This is a genomic window from Natronorubrum bangense, assembly GCF_004799645.1.
Taxonomy (GTDB): domain Archaea; phylum Halobacteriota; class Halobacteria; order Halobacteriales; family Natrialbaceae; genus Natronorubrum; species Natronorubrum bangense.
This window is the reverse complement of the sequence record NZ_CP031305.1, coordinates 469,546-492,985: the sequence shown is the minus strand read 5'-3', so window position 1 is coordinate 492,985 and position 23,440 is coordinate 469,546. Positions and strand designations below refer to the sequence as shown.

Annotated in this window: 18 protein-coding genes; 9 read left to right on the top strand and 9 right to left on the bottom strand. The window is 59.8% G+C overall.

Annotation, left to right across the window (positions count from 1 at the left end):
* Window positions 1–478: 478 nt before the first annotated feature.
* The 3 genes from glmS to DV706_RS02490 all read right to left on the bottom strand — a co-directional run bounded on the left by glmS (window position 479) and on the right by DV706_RS02490 (window position 3,700).
* Window positions 479–2,287, bottom strand: coding sequence for a glutamine--fructose-6-phosphate transaminase (isomerizing) (gene glmS, locus DV706_RS02495; RefSeq protein WP_006066727.1), 1,809 nt, complete (start codon window positions 2,285–2,287; stop codon window positions 479–481).
* Window positions 2,287–2,433, bottom strand: a complete 147-nt coding sequence (locus tag DV706_RS21400; protein WP_161569786.1) for a hypothetical protein — start codon at window positions 2,431–2,433, stop codon at window positions 2,287–2,289. Before DV706_RS21400 ends, glmS begins: the two co-directional genes overlap by 1 nt.
* Window positions 2,434–3,010: 577 nt before the next feature.
* Window positions 3,011–3,700 carry a helix-turn-helix transcriptional regulator gene (locus DV706_RS02490; protein ID WP_006066729.1) on the bottom strand — a complete coding sequence of 230 codons (690 nt, stop codon included), beginning with the start codon at window positions 3,698–3,700 and terminating at the stop codon, window positions 3,011–3,013.
* A 358-nt stretch (window positions 3,701–4,058) separates the two neighbouring features.
* Here DV706_RS02490 and DV706_RS02485 point away from each other — a divergent pair, with 358 nt between their 5' ends.
* The 4 genes from DV706_RS02485 to DV706_RS02470 all read left to right on the top strand — a co-directional run bounded on the left by DV706_RS02485 (window position 4,059) and on the right by DV706_RS02470 (window position 9,570).
* Complete coding sequence (locus DV706_RS02485) at window positions 4,059–5,459, top strand: nucleotide sugar dehydrogenase (protein ID WP_006066730.1); 1,401 nt, start codon at window positions 4,059–4,061, stop codon at window positions 5,457–5,459.
* A gap of 109 nt (window positions 5,460–5,568) precedes the next feature.
* Window positions 5,569–6,642 carry a DUF354 domain-containing protein gene (locus DV706_RS02480; RefSeq protein WP_006066731.1) on the top strand — a complete coding sequence of 358 codons (1,074 nt, stop codon included), beginning with the start codon at window positions 5,569–5,571 and terminating at the stop codon, window positions 6,640–6,642.
* Window positions 6,639–7,601 carry a glycosyltransferase gene (locus DV706_RS02475; protein WP_006066732.1) on the top strand — a complete coding sequence of 321 codons (963 nt, stop codon included), beginning with the start codon at window positions 6,639–6,641 and terminating at the stop codon, window positions 7,599–7,601. The genes DV706_RS02480 and DV706_RS02475 overlap by 4 nt, the downstream gene beginning before the upstream one ends.
* Window positions 7,591–9,570 (top strand): DUF2206 domain-containing protein, encoded by a 1,980-nt coding sequence (locus DV706_RS02470; protein ID WP_006066733.1) that lies wholly within the window; start codon window positions 7,591–7,593, stop codon window positions 9,568–9,570. The genes DV706_RS02475 and DV706_RS02470 overlap by 11 nt, the downstream gene beginning before the upstream one ends.
* Window positions 9,571–10,297: 727 nt before the next feature.
* On the opposite strand, the gene DV706_RS02465 is transcribed toward DV706_RS02470, so the two are convergent.
* Window positions 10,298–11,290 carry a DUF1616 domain-containing protein gene (locus tag DV706_RS02465; RefSeq protein ID WP_006066734.1) on the bottom strand — a complete coding sequence of 331 codons (993 nt, stop codon included), beginning with the start codon at window positions 11,288–11,290 and terminating at the stop codon, window positions 10,298–10,300.
* A 388-nt stretch (window positions 11,291–11,678) separates the two neighbouring features.
* On the opposite strand from DV706_RS02465, the gene DV706_RS02460 reads away from it, so the two are divergent.
* Window positions 11,679–12,266 (top strand): DUF7344 domain-containing protein, encoded by a 588-nt coding sequence (locus DV706_RS02460; RefSeq protein ID WP_006066735.1) that lies wholly within the window; start codon window positions 11,679–11,681, stop codon window positions 12,264–12,266.
* A gap of 27 nt (window positions 12,267–12,293) precedes the next feature.
* On the opposite strand, the gene DV706_RS02455 is transcribed toward DV706_RS02460, so the two are convergent.
* Window positions 12,294–12,827, bottom strand: coding sequence for a hypothetical protein (locus DV706_RS02455; RefSeq protein ID WP_006066736.1), 534 nt, complete (start codon window positions 12,825–12,827; stop codon window positions 12,294–12,296).
* Between the two features lie 159 nt (window positions 12,828–12,986).
* Complete coding sequence (locus tag DV706_RS02450) at window positions 12,987–14,687, bottom strand: asparagine synthetase B family protein (RefSeq protein ID WP_006066737.1); 1,701 nt, start codon at window positions 14,685–14,687, stop codon at window positions 12,987–12,989.
* A 217-nt stretch (window positions 14,688–14,904) separates the two neighbouring features.
* Here DV706_RS02450 and DV706_RS02445 point away from each other — a divergent pair, with 217 nt between their 5' ends.
* Complete coding sequence (locus DV706_RS02445; protein WP_049889845.1) at window positions 14,905–16,239, top strand: polysaccharide deacetylase family protein; 1,335 nt, start codon at window positions 14,905–14,907, stop codon at window positions 16,237–16,239.
* A 59-nt stretch (window positions 16,240–16,298) separates the two neighbouring features.
* Here the strand turns inward: DV706_RS02445 and DV706_RS02440 are convergent, their stop codons facing one another.
* Entirely contained in the window at window positions 16,299–17,438 is a 1,140-nt protein-coding gene (locus tag DV706_RS02440; RefSeq protein ID WP_006066739.1) for a sugar-transfer associated ATP-grasp domain-containing protein, read from the bottom strand.
* 76 nt (window positions 17,439–17,514) lie between these two features.
* Window positions 17,515–18,513 carry a glycosyltransferase family 2 protein gene (locus DV706_RS02435; protein WP_006066740.1) on the bottom strand — a complete coding sequence of 333 codons (999 nt, stop codon included), beginning with the start codon at window positions 18,511–18,513 and terminating at the stop codon, window positions 17,515–17,517.
* 192 nt (window positions 18,514–18,705) lie between these two features.
* Here DV706_RS02435 and DV706_RS02430 point away from each other — a divergent pair, with 192 nt between their 5' ends.
* Together DV706_RS02430 and DV706_RS02425 are read left to right on the top strand one after the other, a co-directional pair.
* Window positions 18,706–18,951: a hypothetical protein gene (locus DV706_RS02430; RefSeq protein ID WP_006066741.1), complete on the top strand. Its 246-nt coding sequence runs from the start codon at window positions 18,706–18,708 to the stop codon at window positions 18,949–18,951.
* A complete protein-coding gene (locus DV706_RS02425; RefSeq protein WP_136350779.1) occupies window positions 18,951–20,000 on the top strand; it encodes a glycosyltransferase family 2 protein in 1,050 nt (349 codons plus the stop codon). Before DV706_RS02430 ends, DV706_RS02425 begins: the two co-directional genes overlap by 1 nt.
* A gap of 327 nt (window positions 20,001–20,327) precedes the next feature.
* On the opposite strand, the gene DV706_RS02420 is transcribed toward DV706_RS02425, so the two are convergent.
* Complete coding sequence (locus DV706_RS02420; RefSeq protein ID WP_006066742.1) at window positions 20,328–21,950, bottom strand: flippase; 1,623 nt, start codon at window positions 21,948–21,950, stop codon at window positions 20,328–20,330.
* A 392-nt stretch (window positions 21,951–22,342) separates the two neighbouring features.
* Here DV706_RS02420 and DV706_RS02415 point away from each other — a divergent pair, with 392 nt between their 5' ends.
* The gene (locus DV706_RS02415; RefSeq protein WP_006066743.1) at window positions 22,343–23,419 is read left to right on the top strand and encodes a polysaccharide deacetylase family protein; all 1,077 of its coding nucleotides are present in this window, start codon (window positions 22,343–22,345) and stop codon (window positions 23,417–23,419) included.
* Window positions 23,420–23,440: the final 21 nt, after the last annotated feature.

Below are 23,440 nucleotides of genomic sequence, written 5' to 3'. Positions count from 1 at the left end.
GTGCGATGAGCCGTCTGATCAATCGGCGACGGATGACGCTGCGACGCTCGAGGTCCATCGCGAGCGCGACAGGATGGTGTGGCTCGTCTCGAAGCCGACGCTTACAGTGGAATGGTTGCGATCTCGTCCGATCCACAGAGCGGACAGGTGGTGTCATCGGCCGTAACGGTCTTTCCGCAGCGTCGACACTCGTGGTGAACGGTTGCGTGTCGGGTTGTTTCGGTGTACTGTTTGATCCAGTCTACGATCATATGGATTCTATGACTATCTTCGGTTAGTGAATCTCGTTCGCTCTCGTAATAAGTACTTTGTGGATATTTGTATAGCAATTAGTACTAGAACTAGACATATATCTAAATTAAAGACAGTTTAAGCAATATCTCTGGGCGAATGAACACGGCGTGGCGAGAACGGATCGCTAGTTCACTCGAGGCAGGAACGTCTCGTCGAACTCGACACTACAAACGAGCCGGTTCGATCACTCAACCGTCACGCTCTTGGCGAGGTTCCGTGGTTTGTCGATCGGTCGCTCCAGCAGATTTGCGGCGTGATAGGAGAGCAACTGGAGTTGGACGTTTGCGAGCAGCCCTGCCCAGACGGGGTGGGTCTCGGGAATCGACAGCTGTGCGTCAGCGACGTCGCTGAGGGGATGACCGTCCGAACCGACGGCAATAATCGGCGCACCGCGGGAGTTGGCCTCGATCGCGTTCGTCTTCGTCTTCTCGTCGCCGCTGCCAGTCAGTACTGCGATCACTGGCGTCTCCTCGGTGACGAGGGCGAGTGGCCCGTGTTTGAGTTCGCCCGAAGCAAACCCTTCCGCGTGCTCGTAGGTAATCTCTTTGAATTTCAGCGCTCCCTCGAGTGCGACGGAGTGACCGAGTCTGCTCCCGATGAAAAAGTACGACTTGCTGTCGAGCGTCTCACGGGCGAGCGCCTCGGCCTGCGACGTCTCCAGGACGGTTTCGACGTGCTCTGGGAGCGACTCGAGTGCCTCGAGCATCGCGGCTCGATCGGCAGCTGGCGTTGCGTCCGGCACGTCAGCTGCGAGCTGTTGAGTGAGCAACGCAAGCGTGACTGCTTGTGAGGAGTAGGTCTTCGTCGCGGCGACACCAACCTCCGGTCCAGCACGAATGTAGATCGCATCGTCGGCTTCGCGTGCCGCCGTCGAGCCGACGACGTTCGTCACGGCGAGCGATCGTGCACCGCGGCTGGTGGCCGTTCGAACGGCATCAAGCGTGTCGGCCGTCTCGCCGCTCTGTGTGACGGCGACGACGAGTGTGTTCTCGTCGACCGGTCCCGACGTCGTTTCGTACTCGCTTGCACGAAGCACCTCAGTCGGGACCCCTGCGGCTCGCAACAGCTGTCCGCCGTACATCGCCGCGTGATAGGAGGTGCCACAGGCGACGAACTGGACGGTGTCGACGTCCGCAAACGAGCCAGCAGAAAGGTCCTCGAAGGCGACGTCGCCGTCTTCGATCCGACCCTCGATCGTATTCGAGAGCGCCGTCGGCTGTGTGTTGATTTCTTTTAACATGTAGTGGTCGTACTCGCCTTTTCCCGCGTCTTCGGGATCCCAGTCGACGGTGTCGACCGACCGATCGACTGGCTGTCCCTCGAGGTCGGTGATCCGGTAGGAGTCGGGCTCGAGAACGACGAGGTCGCCATCCTCGAGGTAAATCACGTCTTCGGTGTGGTCGAGAAATGCCGGCACGTCGCTGGCAAGGAACCACTCTTCGTCGTCCAGCCCGAGCACGAGCGGCGAGCCTTTCCGTGCGGCGTACACTGCTTCCTCGCCGTCGACGATCGCAGCGATCGCGTAGCTTCCCTCGAGCGTGTCGACGGCGCGTTGGACTGCCAGTTCGGTGTTGCCGGTTTTCTCCCGGTACTCATCGATGAGATGTGGGATCACTTCCGTGTCGGTGTCGCTTTCGAACTCGTGGCCCTTCGCTTTGAGGTCGGCTTTCAGCTCGTCGTAGTTGTCGATGACTCCGTTGTGAACGACGGCGACGTCACCAACGGTATCCGTATGTGGATGAGCGTTCTCGTCGGTCGGCGGTCCGTGGGTACTCCATCGGGTATGGCCGATTCCCATATTCCCGTTTGGACGTCCGCTCAGCGTCGATTTGAGGTCTGAAACCTCTCCTGAACACTTGTGAACCTTGACGCCGGAACCGTTCTGGACGGCGATTCCTGCCGAGTCGTAGCCTCTGTACTCGAGGTTCTCCAGACCCGACAAGAGTGTGTCTGCCGCGTCGCCGTGACCGATACGCGCAATAATACCACACATTAGCCAACCACCGTCGTTCGAGCGACAGTCGTCGACCACGTCACATCACCAGACGAACGGGATGCAATGGGGTGTGTCACGTTCGCAACGGTCGTATCCAGTCGGTTCGGGACGGCTGCCTGAGATGCAGTACGTGTGTCTGTCATTGTTGTCACCGACCCGTGTTCGCCGATTACCGGCCGTCGGGTCTCTACTCCTCTCCAGTTGGGGACAGCCCATTACTATACCACGAATAAGACAGTCGCCATCGGTTGTACAACGCTGCGCTCGGTTGCAGATATTGCAAACAAGGTCCTCTCCTGTCCGTTGGATGGTGATTTCGCGATCGTCGTTCGATTCGTCTCGAACGACAAGACCTGGCTATCGCAAGACGGCGCTGGTGTCCACTCCCTGCGTGACACGGCTGTGATCGTCCGTCTTGGAGAGAGGTGGAGTCACAAAATAAACCGTTCATCGCTCGAGTTCACGCCGCTGTCTGTCGTGTCGTAATCGGGAGCACTAACGGTCGTCCAACAGCGTCTCCACTGTCTCGAGTCAGCTATCGGGGACAACCTGCACCCGTCAGAAACGGTGGGTGGTGCGATTGATTCGGATCCACGCGGGTTTTCGTTCGCTGATTGAGACGGACTGCTGGCGGTCAGTACCGGTGTACCCGCAGGGTCGGGTGCGGGCAAACCAGTACGTCGGCACAGCAACCCGGCCAAGTGGATCGAAGCGGTGCGTCTACGGAACCGGATTCCCGGCGTCGTCTGACTGTGTCGCGGTGTCGACCTGGTCAGACAGACTGATAACATTCTCTCGACCGGCCGATGTCTTCTCGATCATGCCGTCGTCGTGCATTTGCGAGCAGATTCTGCTCACTTTCGACTTCGACCAGCCAGTCTCCTCAGCGATCTGATGTTGGCGAATGCGGCCGTGATTTGCAACGAGCAATCTGACCACCTTTCCCTCGTCGCTCAAGAGAACTGATGGTGTTTCAGGAGAGAAATACTGCGCATACGAGTGCACATCAGTGGGTGAGCTATCGGCTGCTGCCGGTTCGACCGGGCGGTCGGCTGCTGTGTCGACTGCGTGCCCATCTGCATCCGTCGTGCCGACTGTTCCCGCTGATGCTGTCAAGAGCGTGGCAATCCCGCCGTTACGTTTTGACAACGTCTCGGCGAGACGGACACCGACGAGCCCGCCGACCAGCAAGAACAGAACCACGATCAGGGCTGTTTCCCAGAGCGTTGCAACACGAAGGAATGACATCCAAGACAACAGTCCGTCGGGCTGACCACCAGCCGTGCGGAACGTTGATGCGACCGTCTGTCCGTCGAGATGGTAACTCAAAGCCGGCACTATGTCGGCCGATCTCGTCTCGTGAATCGACCGCAATGCGGTTTTGACTCCGATCTGGGAAGTGTGCACCATGGTTTCGCGGTTCTGATACGGTCAGCCTGTGAGTGACCACGATGGTCGTACTCGCGCCGACCGCACTGGTGATGGGACGTACGGTGACTTCATTATAGGTCTGTATAGTTCCGTTTAACAACGGTTTAAACACTCATACGGGCGATTCTGTCCGAAGCCTGCTGAGGTGGCTGTAGCTCCACAAAGCAGTCGGATTCGTCGTCAGATGCCCCTGCTACAACCGTTTATCCGCGGTATAGTAAACCCGTCATGGTGAGTTGGGTGTTCTGAGGAACATCCGGCAGTTGCAGACGAGCGGACTGGCCCGGAGCTACCGTCGCACCCAGTCGTGTGACGGTCCAGCGACACCGCATCATCCATGACCACGACAATCAGCGATACGGAGACACGAGGGGACGGACAAGCAAGCGATCGGCACTCAGTACAGACGAGTGACAAGGGAACCACCCTTCGACACACCGACGACCAGTCGATCCGCGAGGCAACGATCTGTGTCGTCGGGCTTGGCTACGTTGGATTGCCGCTTGCAGTTGGGTTCGCGCAGTCGAACTATCGCGTCATCGGATACGACATCGACGAATCGACAGTCGAGCAACTGCAGGCTGGCGTCGATACGACCGGCGATCTCTCCGACGACTCCATTCAGGACGGTGAGATCTCCTATACGACCAGCGCGAGCCAGATCAGCGAGGCGGACTACATCATCATCGCCGTTCCGACGCCGATCGACGAGGACAACCAGCCCGACCTCAGCTACATCGAAAGCGCAGCGACCACGGTCGGTTCGAAAATGAATCCCGGTAGCACAGTTATTCTCGAGTCGACCGTCTACCCTGGCTCGACGCGCGACGTCCTCGTGCCAGCGCTCGAGGACGCATCCGACCTCACCGCCGGCGAAGACTTCTTCGTCGGCTACTCGCCAGAGCGCGCAACACCCGGCGACGAAGAACACGGCCTCGCAGACGTCGTCAAGGTCGTCAGTGGACAGAACAAAAAGGTGCTCAACGATGTCGCGACCCTGTACGAGTCGGTCGTCGACGCAGGCGTCCACCGGGCCCCATCGATCGAGGTCGCCGAAGCCTGCAAGGTCGTCGAGAACACCCAGCGTGACCTCAACATCGCGTTCGTCAACGAGCTCTCGATGGCACTCGAGCGCCTGGATGTCGACGGCCAGGCGGTCCTCGAGGCCGCGGGCACGAAGTGGAATTTCCACGATTACCGACCAGGGTTGGTCGGCGGCCACTGCATCCCCGTCGATCCGTACTTTTTCACCTACCGGTCGGCCCAGGAAGGGTTCGAACCGGAACTTATGCAGACGAGTCGAAAGGTAAACGAGTCGGTGCCCGACCACGTCGCCGAACTGACGATCAAGGCGCTCAACGAGTGTCACAAGACGCTTCGCGAGAGCCGGGTGCTTGTACTCGGACTTTCGTACAAACCCGGAGTCGGTGACATTCGAAGCTCGAAAGTCGAGGCAGTCATCGACACCCTCCAGGAGTACGAGATCGATATCGAGGGATTCGATCCGTTCGTGGACGACGAGACGATCCAAGAGCAGTTCGGGATCGAAGCCCAGGAGCGACTTTCGTTCGAGGGAGTCGACGCCATCATGCTCGCGACCCCTCACGAGGAGTTCGAACAGCTAGATCTCGAGGCTGTCTCGACCGAACTCGCGGACGATCCGGCCTTGATCGACGTCACTGGGGCACTCGAGGAAGACGCAGCCGCCGAGGCGGGGTTTGTCTACCGACGGTTATGAGCCACCACAGTCATGTGCTCGACGTCGGGACCGCCTCGAGAGTGCTAGAGAGTCCAGCCATGGCGGTTGCCGTTCGAGAACACACCAGCAGCAGGGGGGTGAATTGACGATGCACGTCGTGGTGACGATCCAGCATCCTGGACACGTCCACTTCTTTCGCCACCCCATCGAGGAACTGCAGTCCCGTGGCCACGAGGTCCACGTCTTCGCCCGCGAGAGCGACGTCGCAATCGCGCTCCTCGAGGCGTACGACATCGACCACGAGGTGCTGGCTGGCGAGTCGGGCTCGCTGCTCTCGCTGGCGGCCGTGCAGGCGACCTACGAGATGCGACTGCTGGCCCGGGCGCGACGGATCGAGCCGGACGTGATCACGGCGATCGGTGGCGTCGCTGCTGCCCACGTGGCGTCGATACTGGGCACAAAGAGTGTCGTCTTCTACGACACCGAACACGCGACGCTCATCACGAAACTCGCCTACCCGTTCGCGGACGTGATCTGTACACCGTCGTGCTACCGAACCGAAATCGGGCCGGCTCAGCAGCGCTACCCGGGATATCACGAACTCGCCTACCTCCATCCCGATCGTTTCGAGCCCGATCCGACGGTCCTCGAGGACGTCGGACTCGAGCCCGACGACCGGTTCGCCCTCGTCCGACTCAGCAGCTGGGAGGCTTCACACGACGTCGGCCACGGCGGGTTCGACGATCCGCGCGAGGTCATCGATCGGCTCGAGGCCGCGGGCTGTTCGGTCCTGCTGACCGTGGAAGGCGAGCCCCCAGCCGACCTCGCATCCTACCAGTTCACGACGTCGCCGGAACGAATGCACGATCTGCTCGCTGTCGCCGACGTGGTCGTCAGCGAAGGGGCAACGACCGCCGCCGAGGCAGCGGTGCTCGGGACGCCAGCGATCTACGTGAATCCGGCTACCCTCGGCTACACGGCCGAACTCGAGAACGAGTACGGGCTGTTGTTTGGTTTCAACGGTCAGGACCGCCACACGCGCGCACTCGATCGGCTCGATTCGGTCCTCGAGGAGCCCGCCGACACGTGGACACGGCATCGCGAGCGCCTGCTCGAGGACCGGATCGACGTGACGGCATTCGTCGTCCGACAACTCGAGACGATCGCGGGGCCACAGGCGTCGAACCGATCAGCCTCTGCAACCAATCCAAGCGAATCATGAAAGTACTCCAGTTGGTCACCTCACCGCGACCGTTTTTCGACCAGCAGGTGTCGGCGCTCGAGGCGCGTGGCGTCGACTGTACCGTCTGTAGCGTCCCCGGCGCACATCGAGGTGATTCGACCCGGTCGCCGACGGACTATCTGCGGTTTTACCCGAAGATCCGCTCGACGCTTCGGTCAGGGGAGTACGATCTGGTCCACGCGAACTACGGGCTCGTCGCACCGTTTGCCCTCGCCCAGCGAACCCGGCCAGTGGTCGTGACTCTGTGGGGGACGGACCTGATGAGCGAGCAGTCGTGGCTGCGATCGCTCAGCCAGTACAGTGCCCGTCACGCGGCCGCGACGGTCGTTCCCACCCGAACGATGTCACGTGCACTCGAGACCGACCACGAACTCATTCCGTTCGGCGTCGACACGGAGCTCTTTCGACCGATGCCCAAAGCGGAGGCACGGGACCGAATCGGCTGGGACACCGACCGACCGATCGCGCTCTTTCCATACGACTCCAGCCGTGCCGTGAAGGATTATCCCCGTGCTCGACGGCTCGTCGACCGAGCGGCCGTCGACCTCGAACTCCGAACGGTCACCGGCGTCGACCATGATAAAATACCCGACTATATGAACGCAAGTGATGTTCTGCTCGTCACCTCAAAGCGAGAGAGTGGGCCGATGGTCGTCAAAGAAGCCGCCGCATGTAGCCTCCCGGTCGTCTCGACCGACGTTGGATTCGTCCGCGAGACGATCGAACACGTGCAAAACTGCGTCGTCAGCGACGACGATGATGCACTGATCGGCGGACTCGAGGCCGTCGTCGAATCGGACAGCAGGGCCAACGGTCGCGAGACGATCGATGGACTCGGCATCGAGGCACTGGGAGCGGACCTCCACGGGCTGTATCGCCGCGTCCTCGGCCGAGACGAGCCGACGAGTCACCGAACGGAGGCCGGTCATGGGGTATAAATCGCTCTCGGAGCTCCGTCCGTTTCGGCTCGACACCGTTGCGGCGATCGCTGGCCTCCTGATCGCGCTGGCGCTGCTCCCGCTACGGTTTTTCGCGTCACAGCTGTACCTCAACACCGTCCCGCTCGTCCTTGGGACGGCGTGTCTGCTGTATCTTATTGGCCTGTATCAACAGGAGGACACGGCGACGATTCCGACGCTGCCGTCGCCAGTCACCATGGCACTCCCGACGGTCGTTTTAGCTGGCCTTTCTGCGCTGGTAGTGTTGCCAGCGATACAGGGAGCACGGACGACTGTCTTTTTCGCGCTGGCAAGTGTCGTCGGGACGCTCATCGTCGGTCAGATCGTGTTTGCGAACGACCGCGATTTCAAACCGGGGCTCCTCTTGCTCCAGATCGTCCTCTTTGCGTTCGTCTTCCGGTTTACCGCACTGTATGCGACGACAGGATACATCGGCATCGACATCTGGACCCACGCAGAGCTTACACACGCGATCCTCGAGGAAGGGTCCGTCGGTGGGATTTCCGACGACAAACACTACGCATCACCGTTTTATCACCTGCTGGTCGCTGCCTCCTCGGTGCTCTACGACGTCCCGTTTCGCGTGGCATTGTACCTCTCCGTCGGTATCGTGATGCCACTCTCGGTGTTGCTCATTTACGCGACCACGAACCTCCTCGTCTCACAGCGATGGGCGACGCTGGCAACGGCGCTCTTTGCGTTTGCGAGCCACGTCTCGATGTGGGGGCTCCATCTGATCCCCACGAGTCTGGGGCTGGTCTTCTTCCTCGGCATGGTGTATGCGTTGATCCGAGTAATGCGAATCGAGTACACCGTGCGCGACTTCTCGTTGCTGTTGTTGATGAGCGTCGCCGTCATCCTCACCCACCAGGTGTCGACGTTCATCATGCTCGTGGTGTTACTCGCGGCGTTTCTCGCACAACTCGTCTTCGAGGTCGGCCCGCTCGGGCTGACGCGGTTCGACACGAGCGTCTTCCGGGCGAAAAAGCCGGTCAACCTCGTCGGGCTCGTTGCCTTCAACATCGGGCTGACGATCTTCGTCTGGTCGCTGACACCGTACCGTCAGCAGTCGTTTCTGGCGACTGTCCTGAGTTACTTCAGCCAGACACTCGAGGAGAGTGCCGGCTTCCTCAACATCGCGAGTGGTACCTCGGCCGAGGCGCCCGAGTCGGGGGCCGAGGCGACACCAACGCTGCTCGAGCAGGTCGTACCCTACGTCGACGCCCTTGGCTTTCTGTTCTTGCTCGGGGCGACGTTCGTCGGCTGTCTGTACGTCGTCCACAGGCGACGGGCCGAACAGTCCGTGTTCACGCTCTTGCTGGCGGCGGCGTTCATGCTGGTGTTCGTCCTTGGCCTGCCGATGTTCGGCATCAGGAACTTCATCCCGACCCGCTGGTTTGCGTTCCTGTTTGCACCGATGGCGATCCTCGGCGCGATCGGCCTTCGAACGCTCAGCCAGGGGCTCAATCCCAAAATCGTCGTCTCTGTGCTCTTGGTGTTCGTGCTCATCTACCCGGGTGCGATGATGTTCGCGGTCGAGAGCAACGTCGACAATCCGGTCTTCGATGAGCAACACGAACGGCTCGCTTACGACGAGTCCGAACTCGCCGCTGTCGAATCGATCGGTCACCTGACCGGCTCGCCAAGCGGCCAGGAGATCCGTCCGGACCAGCAACTTCACACGGACCATCCGTATCAGACGGTGTTTAGCCGAACGGGTGCATATCCGTCGACGACGACAGCGACGGTGCCAGATGACGGCATCGCAGAGCATGACTACGCCGTCTACCGATCGACACAGTCGACCGGCGCGACGTACTTCAACGACGCCGATGGAAACGGACGGATCGAACAGATCTCCCAGACGCGGCTCTGTTCGCCGGCGCAGGCCACAGTCTACACGAACGGTGATGTGACGATGTGTGCGGCCTCGCCGGCGTCCAGCTAGTCGTTGGGACGAGACGTTCGGTATCCGGGGCAGAGCGACAACTCACTCGTCTGGTTCGATGAGTAGGGCCGACAACCCCGAATCCGAACGCTGGTTTTGACTACTATGTGTGGCCGTCTGCTGGGATATCGTGTATGTAGACACGCGTGGGCCTCCGTTTGAGACAGTGAAGGCGTCTCGAGGGCTCCGTCGAGAGCATCAGCTGTCCCCAGCAGAGGGGGGTCAGAGGCACAGAGCGTGAACTCGGTCGTCTCAAGACTCACTGAAATCAACATGCCGAGTCAGTCGTTGTCCGTAGCTGATCGGGCTGTCTCTGTATCGTGGGTTCGATCGGGGCCGCTCTGCACACCAGAGATCGACTGGTGACGCCATCATCTCGCTACGACACTGGTCCCTGTTCCGAACAGCCCACGAGCGTGCCTCGATGACCCGTAAGGCGGACCCCCACTTCGATTGCGAATCGATCGACGGTCCCGGGCGTACAGCACGCCCTCATCACGGCGCCACGAGCCTCTCGGTCACTCACCCCTCTCGACGCCTCCAGTACCGCTCCAAACGCCCTCGAAAAGCGTGACCGACAGTAGGTGGAATGCCGGTGGTCGGGCGCTCGACTCGAGTATGAAGACGATGAGACACGACCCGATAGTGGTCACGTCGTCGTCCCGACTGAGCCGGTGGCTCACCCATCACGTTGTCGTGTGATGCGGTGTGCAGTGACGATCAGTGGCTATGACTCGACCTCGATCGGGAGTTGCACTGTCCGGTATGCGTTCTCTGCTGTGGGCTCTGCTGGCGGCTCGCCGTCGTAGAGCAACAGTGTCAGTCGAAGATCGTTGTCCTCCATCGATGGCGTGAACTCGAGTGTCTGCTGGTGTGTGTCGCCGTCAGCGACTGTTGCCGACGCGCGGTCCACTTCGTCCGTCTCGTGGACAGTCACCCCACCATCGTCGTAGCTCACCCCCTCGAGTAGCACCACGGTTGTGTAGGTGTGCTCTTCGTGTTCCTGGTTGGTGATCGTGGCCTGCACCTCCTGGGACTCTCCGGCAGTGTATGTCGACTCGTACATGCTGTCGGTCTCGCCGGTGACGTTCTCAGTGTCCACTGAAAACTCGGTAAACCCGTCTGATTGTGGTTGGTTGGTAATCGCGAACCCACCGCTTGCAACCAACAGGAGTAATCCGATCACGATCGCGATGTTGTACGGTCGGGTGTTCGATCGATCGTAGGCAGTGGGCCGTTGCTGGGTGAAAAACAGCCCCCCCATCGAAAGTGGTGGAATGAATCGCTGATTCGGCGGACATCGATAGCGAGAGCCGATCGCGAGAAGTGCGAGGGCGACGGTGACCAACGCGATTCCGGGGAGCACCGTTTCGAGGGCCAAACCCCCAGGGGTTACGGACGTCAAAAGGGTGATCGCAGAAACGAGTGCAACACTAAAGACAGTTGAGAGGACTAGCCGTTCGATCGTCTCGAGTCCTCCGGTGACTAAAAGTGGATTCCCGAGACCAGTTTTCGCTTCGTCGAACGACCGAGAGTTGTTGGTTGGCTTGTCCGGGAACATGGCCGAGACGAGCGCATACCCGGGAAAGAAGACGACGAGTGGGATCGTCAGCAGAATCCGTGCAGTCCCATCAATGCCAGAAAAAACCCCGAATGTGAGGGCGCCAGTGAGCACGATGACGGCTGTCAGGTCGAAAAACCACCAGTGAGTGTCGCTCATATGGCCGATAATTGGTGTGACGATGGTTTATTATCGCCCAGGTAAGTCCCGTTCGAACGGGCAAGTCTGACGGCCGTCTGACGCCGATGTCTAATAATATCGACACTGGATCTGCATAAGGCTCTTTCGGCGGTTCTGAACTGTTCCATAGAACGAAACAATCGCTAAAACGGAATTCTCTTGGGAGATATATTCGAGTATATTTTGTGTAATAAATCGCTTAGCTCTATTAGAATCCTTGTCTAGAGCGCTTTAGAAGTAGCTTCTCGGCAGTTTTGAAAACTCTTGAAGAATAGCGAGCGACGATGAAAATAGCGAAAGAATACATTTTACATCGGAAGGGATCCAATGCTTTATTACCTACTTCTGATTAGGGCAGATTGGTGCGATGAAATCGACACATATCAGCTCGGAACAACAGGGTGAGGTAGATGTGAGCGATGAGTCTGACCGTCCTACCGAAGAGCCTGCGTTCTCGAAAGACGAAATCTTCCATCTCCTACAAAACGAACGTCGTCGGATGGTCCTCAGATATCTCCGTGGTACAGAGGGGCCCGTCCGAATGCGCGATATCGCAGAACAAGTGGCCGCGTGGGAGCACGACACCACTGTGCAAGAACTCACGTCGACTCAACGCCAGCGTGTCTACATCCCGCTCTATCAGTCCCATCTCTCGAAGCTCGACAAGGCAGGGATAATCGACTACCAACAGAACCGTGGCATCGTCGTTCGAAAACCGCTTGCAGATCAGATCGATCAGTATCTCCAGATAGAGCCATCGACTGACACAACGGACGAACAGCATTCTGAGAGCAGCTGGGACGATTACTACATCAGCGCCACGGTCTTCTGTTATGTCCTCTTGCTCGGTGCAGTGATCGAACTGCCGATCGTCTCGCTCCTCTCTGGTATCGCGTTGAGCGCATCGATCCTCCTGCTATTTACGGTGCTGACGATCAGCCGGCTTATCGACTGACTGTACTCGACGACCTCGCTATGGCTGTCACAAGACGGGCAAAACTGGAGTCGTGTTCGTAACGGATGCGACCGCCAGGGCAAAAAGCACCGAAACAGCGATCAGTGTGATGAGCGCAAACAGACTTTTGAGCAACGAGAGCGGCTGAGTAGCCGATGAAAGTCGTGACTCCGTGCTTGCGGCGGTTGTCTGATACTCGATCGTCCCCTGGTCCGTGTCGAACTCGAGATACCCCGCTGTCTCGAGTTCCGGAAGTCGGTCCTGATGTAATTTTTCGTGAACAGTCGCCCAGGTGTCAATCGGTGGCCGAGCGGGCCGGACCAACTGATCAGTAACTTCGTCGACAGTCGTTGGCGAACGCATCTCGTCGAGGACACCTAACAGCGCCGTATCCGATTCGGGAATAAACTCCGCAGCTTGCTCCGTCTTCGTGTTGGTCTTCGAGAGATCACTTGGTGGAGAATGATAGATCGTGACCTCCGAAGTGGTCTCTGAATCCCCGGGTCGCTCTTCCGGAGAATCGTCCGATGAAGAGCGAAACCAAGACGGTGTCAGACGCATATTCCACGCTAAAACCCATTGGTATATAAATATTCTCACGGTTCCATGATTACGAACAATATACCTCCTTGTTAGAGTGTTTCCGCCTGTTTTTTGTACGATGCAAATATGACAATCAAAGAGTGAAGGGACGTTATTTAGTAGTGCTCAGGACAGTATCTAAATAGTATTCGGTATCTGGGATCGCGATGGCTGCTCCGCGAGGAGTGACGGTGGTGACTCCCACCAGCACTCGAGCCAACCGCGAAGGTCGGTGAACCGGAGTTTGTGCCTGGCCGGCAGCGGATGGACATGTTCGGCATCGGATAGCAGCTGTTGATCGAGGTCGTATCGATCAAACAGGACCTCACGGTTCGGCCACGGAGGTTGAAACGACTGAAGTAACGGCGTCTTCCGACGAACGAATCCTTCGACCTCGTTGAGGAGCGTGCTGTCATGGGGTCGGTCGGGTGGTCGCTGTCGCAAAATATCGCCATCGAGCTGTTGACATGCCTCGAGGAAGGTGTCGGTCGTTCGGTGAGCTGGCGGCGTTTGGAGATGCCAGACGATCAGCTCGCGGTCCGTCGCCAGAAACGACGTGATGAACTGGTCCGACAGGTGGTTGTGAAACGGTATCGACGGCTGGTTGGCGATTCCAACGCAGGTGAGCGTGTTCTGTATCGTCTCCGCTCGCGACCCTCTCGAGTCGAACTCATCGGCGATCGCCTCCCGAACGAACGTCTCTGGGTCGGTGTCGAACGACGTTCGGTCGGCAATCTCGAGACTGGCCGCACGGTCGTAGCCGAACTTCTCGAGCAAGACGTCGACGGGGTTCGGATCGGGATCGAGCCGTCCGAGCGGCACTCGTTTATCCAGGATATCGACGGTGTCCTGTGCGGTGAAATGGCCGCGGAAGAACGTATCACAGAGGAGGCCGTGATACATCGTCTCAACCCCGATTTCATCCGTGTAACCAGCGTGGTGGATGTGGAGCGATTCTTTGATCCCCTGCGAGTATCGAATCTTCGACTCGTCGGGACGGAGATACCGCTCGTCCGGCGGAAACGCGGTGTGACCGGAGTCGTACTGCTTGGCGAGCTGTTTTGCTCCATGGACTTCCTGTGCGCCCGGTGCACCGACGGTGTAGCTGTGATCGATATCGGATACCTGCGAGAGGATAATGCGTGAGTCGTAGCCGGCCGAGAGGAGCACGCCCTTTCGTCCAGGGAGTGTTGATCGGCGTTGAAACGCGCGCTCGAGGCGTTCAGCGAGTTCGCTCGCGTACTCGAACTCCTGTGGTTGGTAGACGAATCGATCGAGCGACTCGACTGCGGTCGCTGTCAGTTTGCTATCGATCGGAAGCCGGTCGAGTTCCGTGATCGCAGTCTTTTCGCCAAGGATAACGCCGAGATGCAGAAACTCGAGGACACCGTTCCGGTTGATCGTTGGCTCCGTGATCGTTCGGCCGACTTCGGCGGCGTCGGTTCCAAACGCTCGAACCCCGGGCTCGTCGGTGTAGAAACACTCTCGAGACCGCACCGGATCGGTGGCGACGAACGCGCCGTCGCTCGCCGCAGTATCGATGACGGCGAGATACGACCCGTTGAGTGCCGACAGTGCGTCGGCGCCGTCCGTCTCATATCGCTCGAGGAGCCACCGTGCGGCGTTTGAGCCGTCACTGGGGACGTACACCTCGCCCCAGATAACGCAGACGCCATCGTCGCCGGTGTATCGGGCGCTCCACCCTGGGACACCGAGATCAGCATCTCTAATCCCGACTGTAACCGTCGGCCCGTCGAGGATTTCGTCGAACTCAGTGCTGGATCTAAGTCGATCGAACGTCTCAATACCGCCGAACACACCGAAGAGTTCCCTGTTCATCGTCGAGGATCACCGTACACGATCGGGAGGCGAGCTGTCGATTTCATAGCCGACACCGCACTCGCGTACGCGCAACTGGTCTTTCCTCCGGACGAGTCGTCATTAACTATGCTACCGTTAAGCGCCAGCACGGCCGTCAAACACCGATCTGGCTGACGGACGAATCCGCCTATCAAACCCATAATAATGGTTGTACTGTCGATATCATCGATTCACGATGTCACAGAATCGAATGACGCGACGACGACTTCTCGCCCTCTCTGGTGCGGCCGGGATTTCCGGGTTGGCGGGCTGTGCTGACCGTCTCGAGTCGGTAACGGACCGAGATAGCAGCGACTCCTCGAACGGGAACGCGTCCGATTCGGACGGCGAAACTGCTGCGGCGCTCGCCGACGGCGTTCCACCGCTCGAAACTGAGTACAACAGCAGAGAGCAGTACCGACAGCCGGGCGACTCCTTTGACGACTTTAGCGATCTCGAGGGCTGGGAGGTCGTACAGGGGTCCGGCGAAGCGGACACGGACGTCGTCTTCGACGGCGACCAGAGCTTCAAACTCGAGTCGAACGGCGAGGAACGCATCATCGCCGAACGCAGCCTCGAGGGAGAAGATCTGACCGGATTAGATCTCTCCTTTGCCGTTCGGACGACGACGCCACAGAACATCACGATCAACGTGTGGCTCTTCGACCGGTTTGGAAGCAGAAAGGTGTACTCGCTGCGGGAGATTACCTACCGAAGCCCCGACGTCGGCTGGTTCCGCTCGAGTCCGGGTGTCTTCGAGCAGAGCCAGTACGAGCCGTCGATGGATAATCTCGAGACGCTGCAAATAGAGGTCCGCCACGACATGGACGAGGCGAAGGTCTGGTTCGACGACCTGCGGACTCACGAAAAACCCGATCAGGGGTACGTCATGCTGTCCTGGGACGACGGCAACCGTGATTACTACGACATCGCCTCGCCGCTGCACGACGAGTACGGCTTCCGAACCGTTCAGGCACCGGTTCCGAGCTGGACGGAGCAGGGTCGTGACGGCATCATGTCGGTCTCGGAACTGCAAGAGCGTCAGGAGGCGGGCGATCAGATCGTCGTCCACGGAACGCACACGCCGATTCACGAGTACGACGAGGGAGCCGAGATGGAGTCCCGACTCCGGTTTGACAAACAGTGGTACATCGACAACGAGTTCGAAGGGGCCGACTACATCGTCTACCCGCACAACAGCTACAACAAGACGAGCCTCGAGTACAAAACCGACTATCACTACTGCGGTGGATTCAATCAGGCCGGCGACGTCAACACGACGAGTGTCTACGGCTTCGATCCGCTTGCGCTGCCGCGAACGATCGGTAACGACCTCGAGACTTCGAAACGGTGTGTTGATCTCGCCGCGGCGCACAACCAGTGTACGATCTTGAACTTCCACACGTTCGAATCGCACAATACGATGCCCGAGGACGACTACGAAGCGCTCCTCGAGCATATTGACGACGCAGATGTCGAAGTTATTACGTTCGACGACCTCTGGGAGATGCGGACCGCCCAGCACTACTGATCGTTCTCGTCGCTCGTCGTCGACTGCCGTGTTGATCAGTCGACCGATTCTTTCTCAGCCTAACAGACATCCATCCGTTCGTAGAACCGCCGGACACGGTCGTCTGCCAACAGCGGTCCGTGGACCTGGATCGACTTGAGGCCAGGATAGCTGTTCGCTTCGATGACGGAAAACTCTCCGTCTGGCCCGGTAACGATGACGTCCCAGCCAATATACGGGACGAACGAGCAGGCGTCCGCCATCTCGAGCACCTGCTCCCGAATCCGATCCCAGCCGGGAACGGACACCCCTTCGACTGGCGCTCCAGTGTCGGGGTGGGTCAGGTGTCGTTCGACGCCGTCGCCGTCGGGTGGCTGCGCGCCGGGGCCGAGTTCACCCGTCTCGAGGTCGATTGCAGCCGAAAGACCACCCTGCGTGAAGTTGTCCAGCGGCGCGGACGCGTCGGTTCCGATCCGCTGAATCGCCGCGGCGATAAACAGCTCGTTGGCGACCTCGTCGTACATCGTGATGAGGCGAATCGTGTTCGGTGTCGTCGGGTAGAGACCGGCCGCAAACGAGCCCTGTTCGACGAACTCGCAGACGAGATACTCGTCGAGGCTGGCGACCAGCGACCGGAACTCCGCTTCGGTGTAGTGGTCGTCGTTTACCTGATAGCCGTCTTCGGTCCGCGTACAGAGGAAGACGTTGTTTCCGCCGCCACCGTGGACCCACTTGAGGACCAGTCGCTGCTCGTCCTCGAGTCGTTCGACGACTCGTTGGGCGGCGTTGTGCGTTTCCGTGGCTGTTCCGTGGCCGTCATCGGTCGCCGCTGAGACGGTCGATCCACCGTCGGTCACCTCTCGAGGAGACGGCATCGTCCCCGCGTCGACGGCATGAAACGTTCCGTCGCGGAGCATCCCATAGACGGCCATCCGCTGATCGTCAAACGGCTGCATCACTCGGTGAAACAGGAGTTTGTTCGACAGCGCAACCGACCACGTCCCGTTGATCCGCTTTGTCCGTACGTATCGCTGGTAGTCGCTCAGATACTCCTCGTAGCTCGCTTCATCGAGATCGTACACGGCGTCCGACTGGCTGACGAAGCCACGGCGCCAGAGCCACAGTCGGCGACGGATCGATCGTGAGGCCGTCGACTCGCGTTCGGCTGCTGTGAGTCCCTGCAGCCCTCTTGCCGTATGATACAGTGCCCGAATGGTCATGACTGGCTCTGCCAGCGTGAGTGTATTAGTTACCAACCAGTCAAGACCGTTTCAAAGGTGAACGCAACGAGAGTGGCTACGTGGACGATGCCGTCGGCATACGCTGTGAGAGCCCGATCCAGGCCAGGACAGTTGCGACGAGTAGAAAGCCGACTGTTGTAGCGATCGGAATCGGCCGGCGCTGAACGCCAGCGCCGGCTGCCCAGCAAAGCCCGGGCAGATGTCGCGCCGAAATCGACGCGTTTCGGGCGTGCCAAATGCCCTGCAGAAGTCGTCCCTCGGCGAAGTACCGCTTTGCAAGAATGAGCTCGTGCGTCGATCTGATCTCGTAGCCCGCCGTTTCGAAGTACTCCACCTCGTTTTCGTACGCGGACAGATACTGCTCACTCGCGTTTTTGATCACGTCTGCCGGCGGATGGCCGGTCTCCTCTCGGCGAACGAGCACATCGTCGACGTAGGCGAGTTTCCCGTGCTCGAGCACGCGGAGACAGAACTCGGGGTCCTGAAACCGATCGAGCGTCTCGTCGAACCCGCCGGCCGCTCTGGCGACGCTCGTTCGAACGAGTAACGTCGAGCCAGCCCCTGGCTGGACGTTGTCCGCCAGAATCTCACCGACCAGTTCCTCGCCACCTTCTCTCGTGGGCGTTTCGTCACCACGGGCGAGGACGGATGCGGCAGCTGTCCGAGCCCGACCGCTCGTCCCCGACAGTTCGAACGCAGACGCACAGTAGACGCCGATCCACTCGCTCGAGCGGTTCTCGAGACACTCGAGCTGTCGCTCGAGTTTTTTGGGATGCCACTCGTCGTCCGAATCGAGAAACGCAACGTGCTCGCCACGGGCGTGTTCGATCCCCGTGTTCCGGGCGACGTTGGCGCCCTGATTGGTCGCGTGGACGACGGGACGCACTCGCGGGTCCTCGTAGCTGGCTAGCACTGACCCAGTCTCGTCCGTCGAGCCATCGTCGACGACGACGACCTCGAGGTCGTCGACTGTCTGCTCGAGAGCGCTGTCGATCGCACGGGGAAGCGTCGCTGCTCTGTTGTACGTCGGGATAATGACACTAACACGAGTCATTTCTAGATGCTACCCGACTCCAGTGCATTATTATCGAGTTGGTAAACCACACACGGCAGTCGCGTAGCCGGTAGTTCCCGTTCGAACAGGCGCTATCGAACAGGCCTGTGGATCGCCGATCGAAGCGCTGCCCGGCCACGCAACTGCCTAACCACTGTATAAGAAAGAGCGATAGATTCGTCAACGGCGGCAATGACGACTCGAAACCGACGATCAGTCGTGGCCACTGCTGGCGTGGCTGGAGCGGGTGGCCCTGCCAGCTGTCTCTTCGACGAGCGGTGGAGGTCGGACGAGAAGGGGCTATCACCCAGACTGCAGTCGACCCAGTACGGGGCCGCACGCAACCGTTCCGACCTCTCGAATGAGTGCTTCGTGGATCGCACCGGCGAGCAACACGCCGACGTCGTCACCGCGACGGAACTGCTGGAGGGGGCCTGATGTATCGGGGTGCAACCGTCGGTGTCGTGATACCCGCCTACAACGAGGAGGGGTTCGTCGGCGACGTCATCCGCGAGATGCCAGCGTCCGTCGACCGACTCTACGTGATCGATGACCAATCAACTGACGACACCTGGAACGAGATTCTCGAGGCTGCTCGAGCCGATGCGAAGACGAGATCGGTCCCCACCACAACAGGTGACACGCTCGTCGCGGACGGTGGAGCATCCGCACTCGCCACTCGAGCCGCGGTTCACGACCCCATCGGCCGGGTCGTCCCGATCCAACATCGCGAGAACCGTGGTGCCGGTGGCGCGATCAAAACCGGCTATCTCGCCGCCCTCGAGGACGGTGTGGACGCGACGGTCACTGTCGACGCGGACGGGCAGATGGACCTCTCCCAAATGCCACGCCTGCTCGATCCGATCGTCGAGGGCGAGGCCGACTACGCGAAAGGAAATCGGCTGCTCTCCACGGAGTACCGCGCCGCGATGCCGCGGTTTCGGTTCGTCGGGAACTCGATCCTGACGTTTCTGACGAAGATCGCCTCGGGATACTGGAAGACGATGGATCCCCAGAACGGTTACACGGCGATTTCTCACGACGCGTTGGCGGCGATCGACCTCGAGGAACTCTACGAGTACTACGGCTACTGTAACGACCTGCTCGTCAAGCTCAACGTGCAGGGCATGCGGGTCGCTGATGTCGCGATGCCAGCCGTCTACGGTGACGAGGAGTCGAGTATCATCTACTCCGATTACATCCCGAAGGTCTCGTCGATGTTGCTGCGGAACTTCCTGTGGCGACTCAAGACAAAGTATCTCGTGCTCGATTTTCACCCCCTCGCGCTGTTTTATTTCATCGGGGCCGGAACGGCCGCGGCTGGCGTCGCCGGCGCAGGGCTGACCCTGCTCTCGACACTGCTTGGCGCCGGCGTTTCGGTCGGGCAAACGAGCGTGCTGGCAACGCTCGCGGGTATCACGCTGTTGCTGTTTGCTATGGTGTTCGACATGGCCGAGAGCGAACACCTCGAGCGCCAGATTCAGTGACGGGGCGAGGCGGAGCACTGGTTTCCGGTGTCGTCGTTTGACTCGAGCAGAGACCGGATCGCTACTGATACGCGCTTTGTACGGACTGCTATCAGTTAGTGCCGGTGTACCCGCGACCCTCCCTGCGGGTGCACCGGGAGACCGGTACAGCAGAGCGTAGACTCGTCGTCGGCCAACTCTGTCACCCAAAACGCCGACCGTCGGAACGAGCGGCCTTTTTATCGTAGATTTTGCGCCGAGTGGTTCCGAGCGAAGCACGGAGTCCCGAGGCAGAAAACGGGAGGTGTACAGCGCCACCACGTCGAAGAAGCTGCCAGCGAAACGAGGTCAAATACTGGCGTCGAGGATTCCGAGCGCGAGTCCCGAGACGAGCAAGGAGAGTCCGGCGACGAACAGCAGATTCTGCAACCAGTTTCGTGTCGTGTCACCACTCAAGCGTCCCTCAAGGCGGCTGTGGACCGAGTCCGCTCTCGAGCCGATCGGGTCGGGAAACGCCGCCAGAATCTCGAACGGCTCTGCTGGATCCAGCGCGCCGGTGAGCAACGCGAAGACGAGGAAAATCACGAAGCCGACCGGTGGGACGACTGCAAGCGCCAGCAACTGATTCGGGATCGCCATCGAGAGCGCGACGATGGGGATAGCTGCGAGAACGGTCGTCACGGTCACTTGTCCGAGTCGGGCATCGGCAAGTGGGTTGAAGCCGACGAGCCGAGCGCTCCAGCAGTGAAAGGCGAACATCGTGCCGTAGCCGACGCTCGTCGCGATGGCTGCTCCGTGCATCCCGTATCGCGGGATCAGGGCGGCGTTGAGCGAGACATTGATCACGGCTGCGGTGCCGGTGGCCGCGACCGGGTACCGAAGCGTCCCGTTCCCCTGTGAGACAGCGAGAATCGGCCGTGCAAGCGCGAACCCGAGTGCGCCTGGGAGCAACAACAACAGCGGTGTGACCGCTGGCTCTGCCTCGGAGCCGAAATAGAGCGGCACGGCGATATCCGCAAGTGCCGCGAGACCGACCGCCATGACGGCTGTCAGCAGAAACGTATACCGCGTCGTCCGGGAAGCGAGCTCCGTAATCTTCCGGTGACGGTTGTTCGACCACAGCTCCGACGTCGAGTGGACGTACACGGTCTGCAGTGCTAGCGGAACGAACCAGAGGAACTCGGCGAGTGTGAGTGCCGCCCGGTAGTTACCCACGTCCGAACTCTCGGCAAATCGCTGGAGCATCACGATGTCGATGTGATAGAGCGACATCAACAGGAACACGAGAACGATGCTCATCGAGTTGAACGTGAGCATCTCTGCTCGCGGGAACCGCTTCGTCGGCCGACTGAACAGACACGACAGCGAGATTCGACGGTGGACGAGGACGAGCCCGACAGCAGCGACGAGTGCGCTCGCAAATAGGTGGCCAGCGAGCGCCCCCATTACCCCGTAGCCGACGTAAACGAGTGGAATCGCGACCACGACGAAGCCGAGCTTGTCGAGGACCTTCAGCGGCTCCGAGTATCGCTCGAGGCCGAATCCCATGAGCGTCTTTCGGGCGTAATCACGAAACTGCGCCGTGAGCACGAGCACGGCGAGGGCATAGAAGTAGATCGTCAGCTCGTCTCCGAACGCGAGCGCAACGATCCCAAACTGGGCAGCAGCGACCAACAACAGGGAACCAACGGCGGCAAGAACGATCGCCAGTCGAAAGTAGAAGCCGACGACGTGTTCGCTCCAGTTGGCTGCGTTGCGGTCCTCAGCGAGGAACTTCCGAACGCCGTCGGTGATGCCGGAGCTGACAAAGATCATGTAGATGGCGAACACCGACAGCAAGAACGCGTAGTCCCCGAACGCCGAGGCGCCGAGAAACCGGTACAAAAGCGGCGTCGAGACAGCAGTCACGACGAGGACGATGACCTTCGCGCTGACGACCGAAAACACACCACTCGCGATACTTCTGTTCACTGTTCAACTCCCTATAATCGACGACCAACGGGCCCCATCCCCGCACGGTCGGCTGTTTTCGCAAGCGATAGCCACAGTGTTGAATCGATGCCGCCGAGGGGGCCTTATTATACGCGTATTAAACGCCGCTGGCGGACGAATCAGCAGCCGGGAGTCCGATGAGCGATAGTAACAACTGAAACTGGTTGCACACCGATCGCACAGTTGGCGTGCGATCAGGTGCGCACTGACGGTCAGTGGCTACGATAGCGAGTGTTGCCAACCGACCTGCTGGCGATCCGAACGGTTAGCCGTCGATGAGCGCCCGAGTGAACAGCGCCAACGCTCCATCGAACAGGGGCTTAACTGAGGTATAAGTATAGGCACACTCACTCGAGTGCGTTCCAACAACGATGAGTCACGAATCGACGCGCCGTCGCTTCATCGGTGTAGCTGGAGCAGGCGCGATCGGGCTGACAGCCGGATGTATTGACGGCCTGGCAGGCGAACTCGGGACAGCAAACGACACCGACGAGGACGGCGAGTCAACCGATCCCAACGGAAACGAGAGTGACGGTGGGTCAGGTGAATCGGACGATAGCCCGAGCATCGACGGCGGTGCTGTCGTCTTCGTCTACGACGACGGGCCGATCGAGGACTACGAGCAGGCGTTCCCGGTCCATCAGGAGTTCGATGCGCCCGCGAGTACGGGTATCGTCACTGAGTGGATCGGCCGCGAGGAGTTCAACGGCACCGATTGGATGGCTGTCAACCACCTCGAGGAACTCGCCGACGCTGGCTGGGAGATCAGCTCACACACGACCGCTCACACCGCGCTGGGAGCGTTCGAACTCGTCGCGGACGCCGGGCCGGACGACGTCCGAATCTACCCGGAACAGCGCAACCACGGCTTCCATCACGGCTACGACCTCGAGATCACTGACGGAAACGAGCGCGTTCGTCGGACTGTCGTCGACTCCGACCAGGACGATGTCGGCGGCTATCTCGAGTTCGCCGAGCCGCTTGGAACGTCGTTTCAGGCGGGTGAGACGGTCGAACGCTATCCAGAAGACGTCATGCACGAGTTCCTCGGCGGATCGAAAGAAGAACTCGAGTCGCTGGGGTTCGAGGTCGACACGCTGCTTGCGCCCTACGATATCGTCGACGAACGGACGGTCGACATTGCGAGGGAGCACTACGATGGAATCGCGAACGTGCAGCCAGGCTCGATGGTCAACGATCCCGATACGTTCGACCCGTTCGAGACGCGACGCGACTACTTCGTCGAGTTCACCAGCCGCGAGGCCGTCGAGGCACAGCTCGATCAGGTCGCCGCGGAAGACGCGCTTGGCATACTCGGTGCACACACGTTCAAAGAAGAAGTCACCCCGGAACGAATCCGCGAAACCCTCGAGTGGGTCGTCGAGCGCGACCTCGAGGTCCTGACGCTTCGTGATGCGATCCGGGCAACTGCTGGGAACGGCAGCTGACTGCTGTCGTCGCCCCTGCGA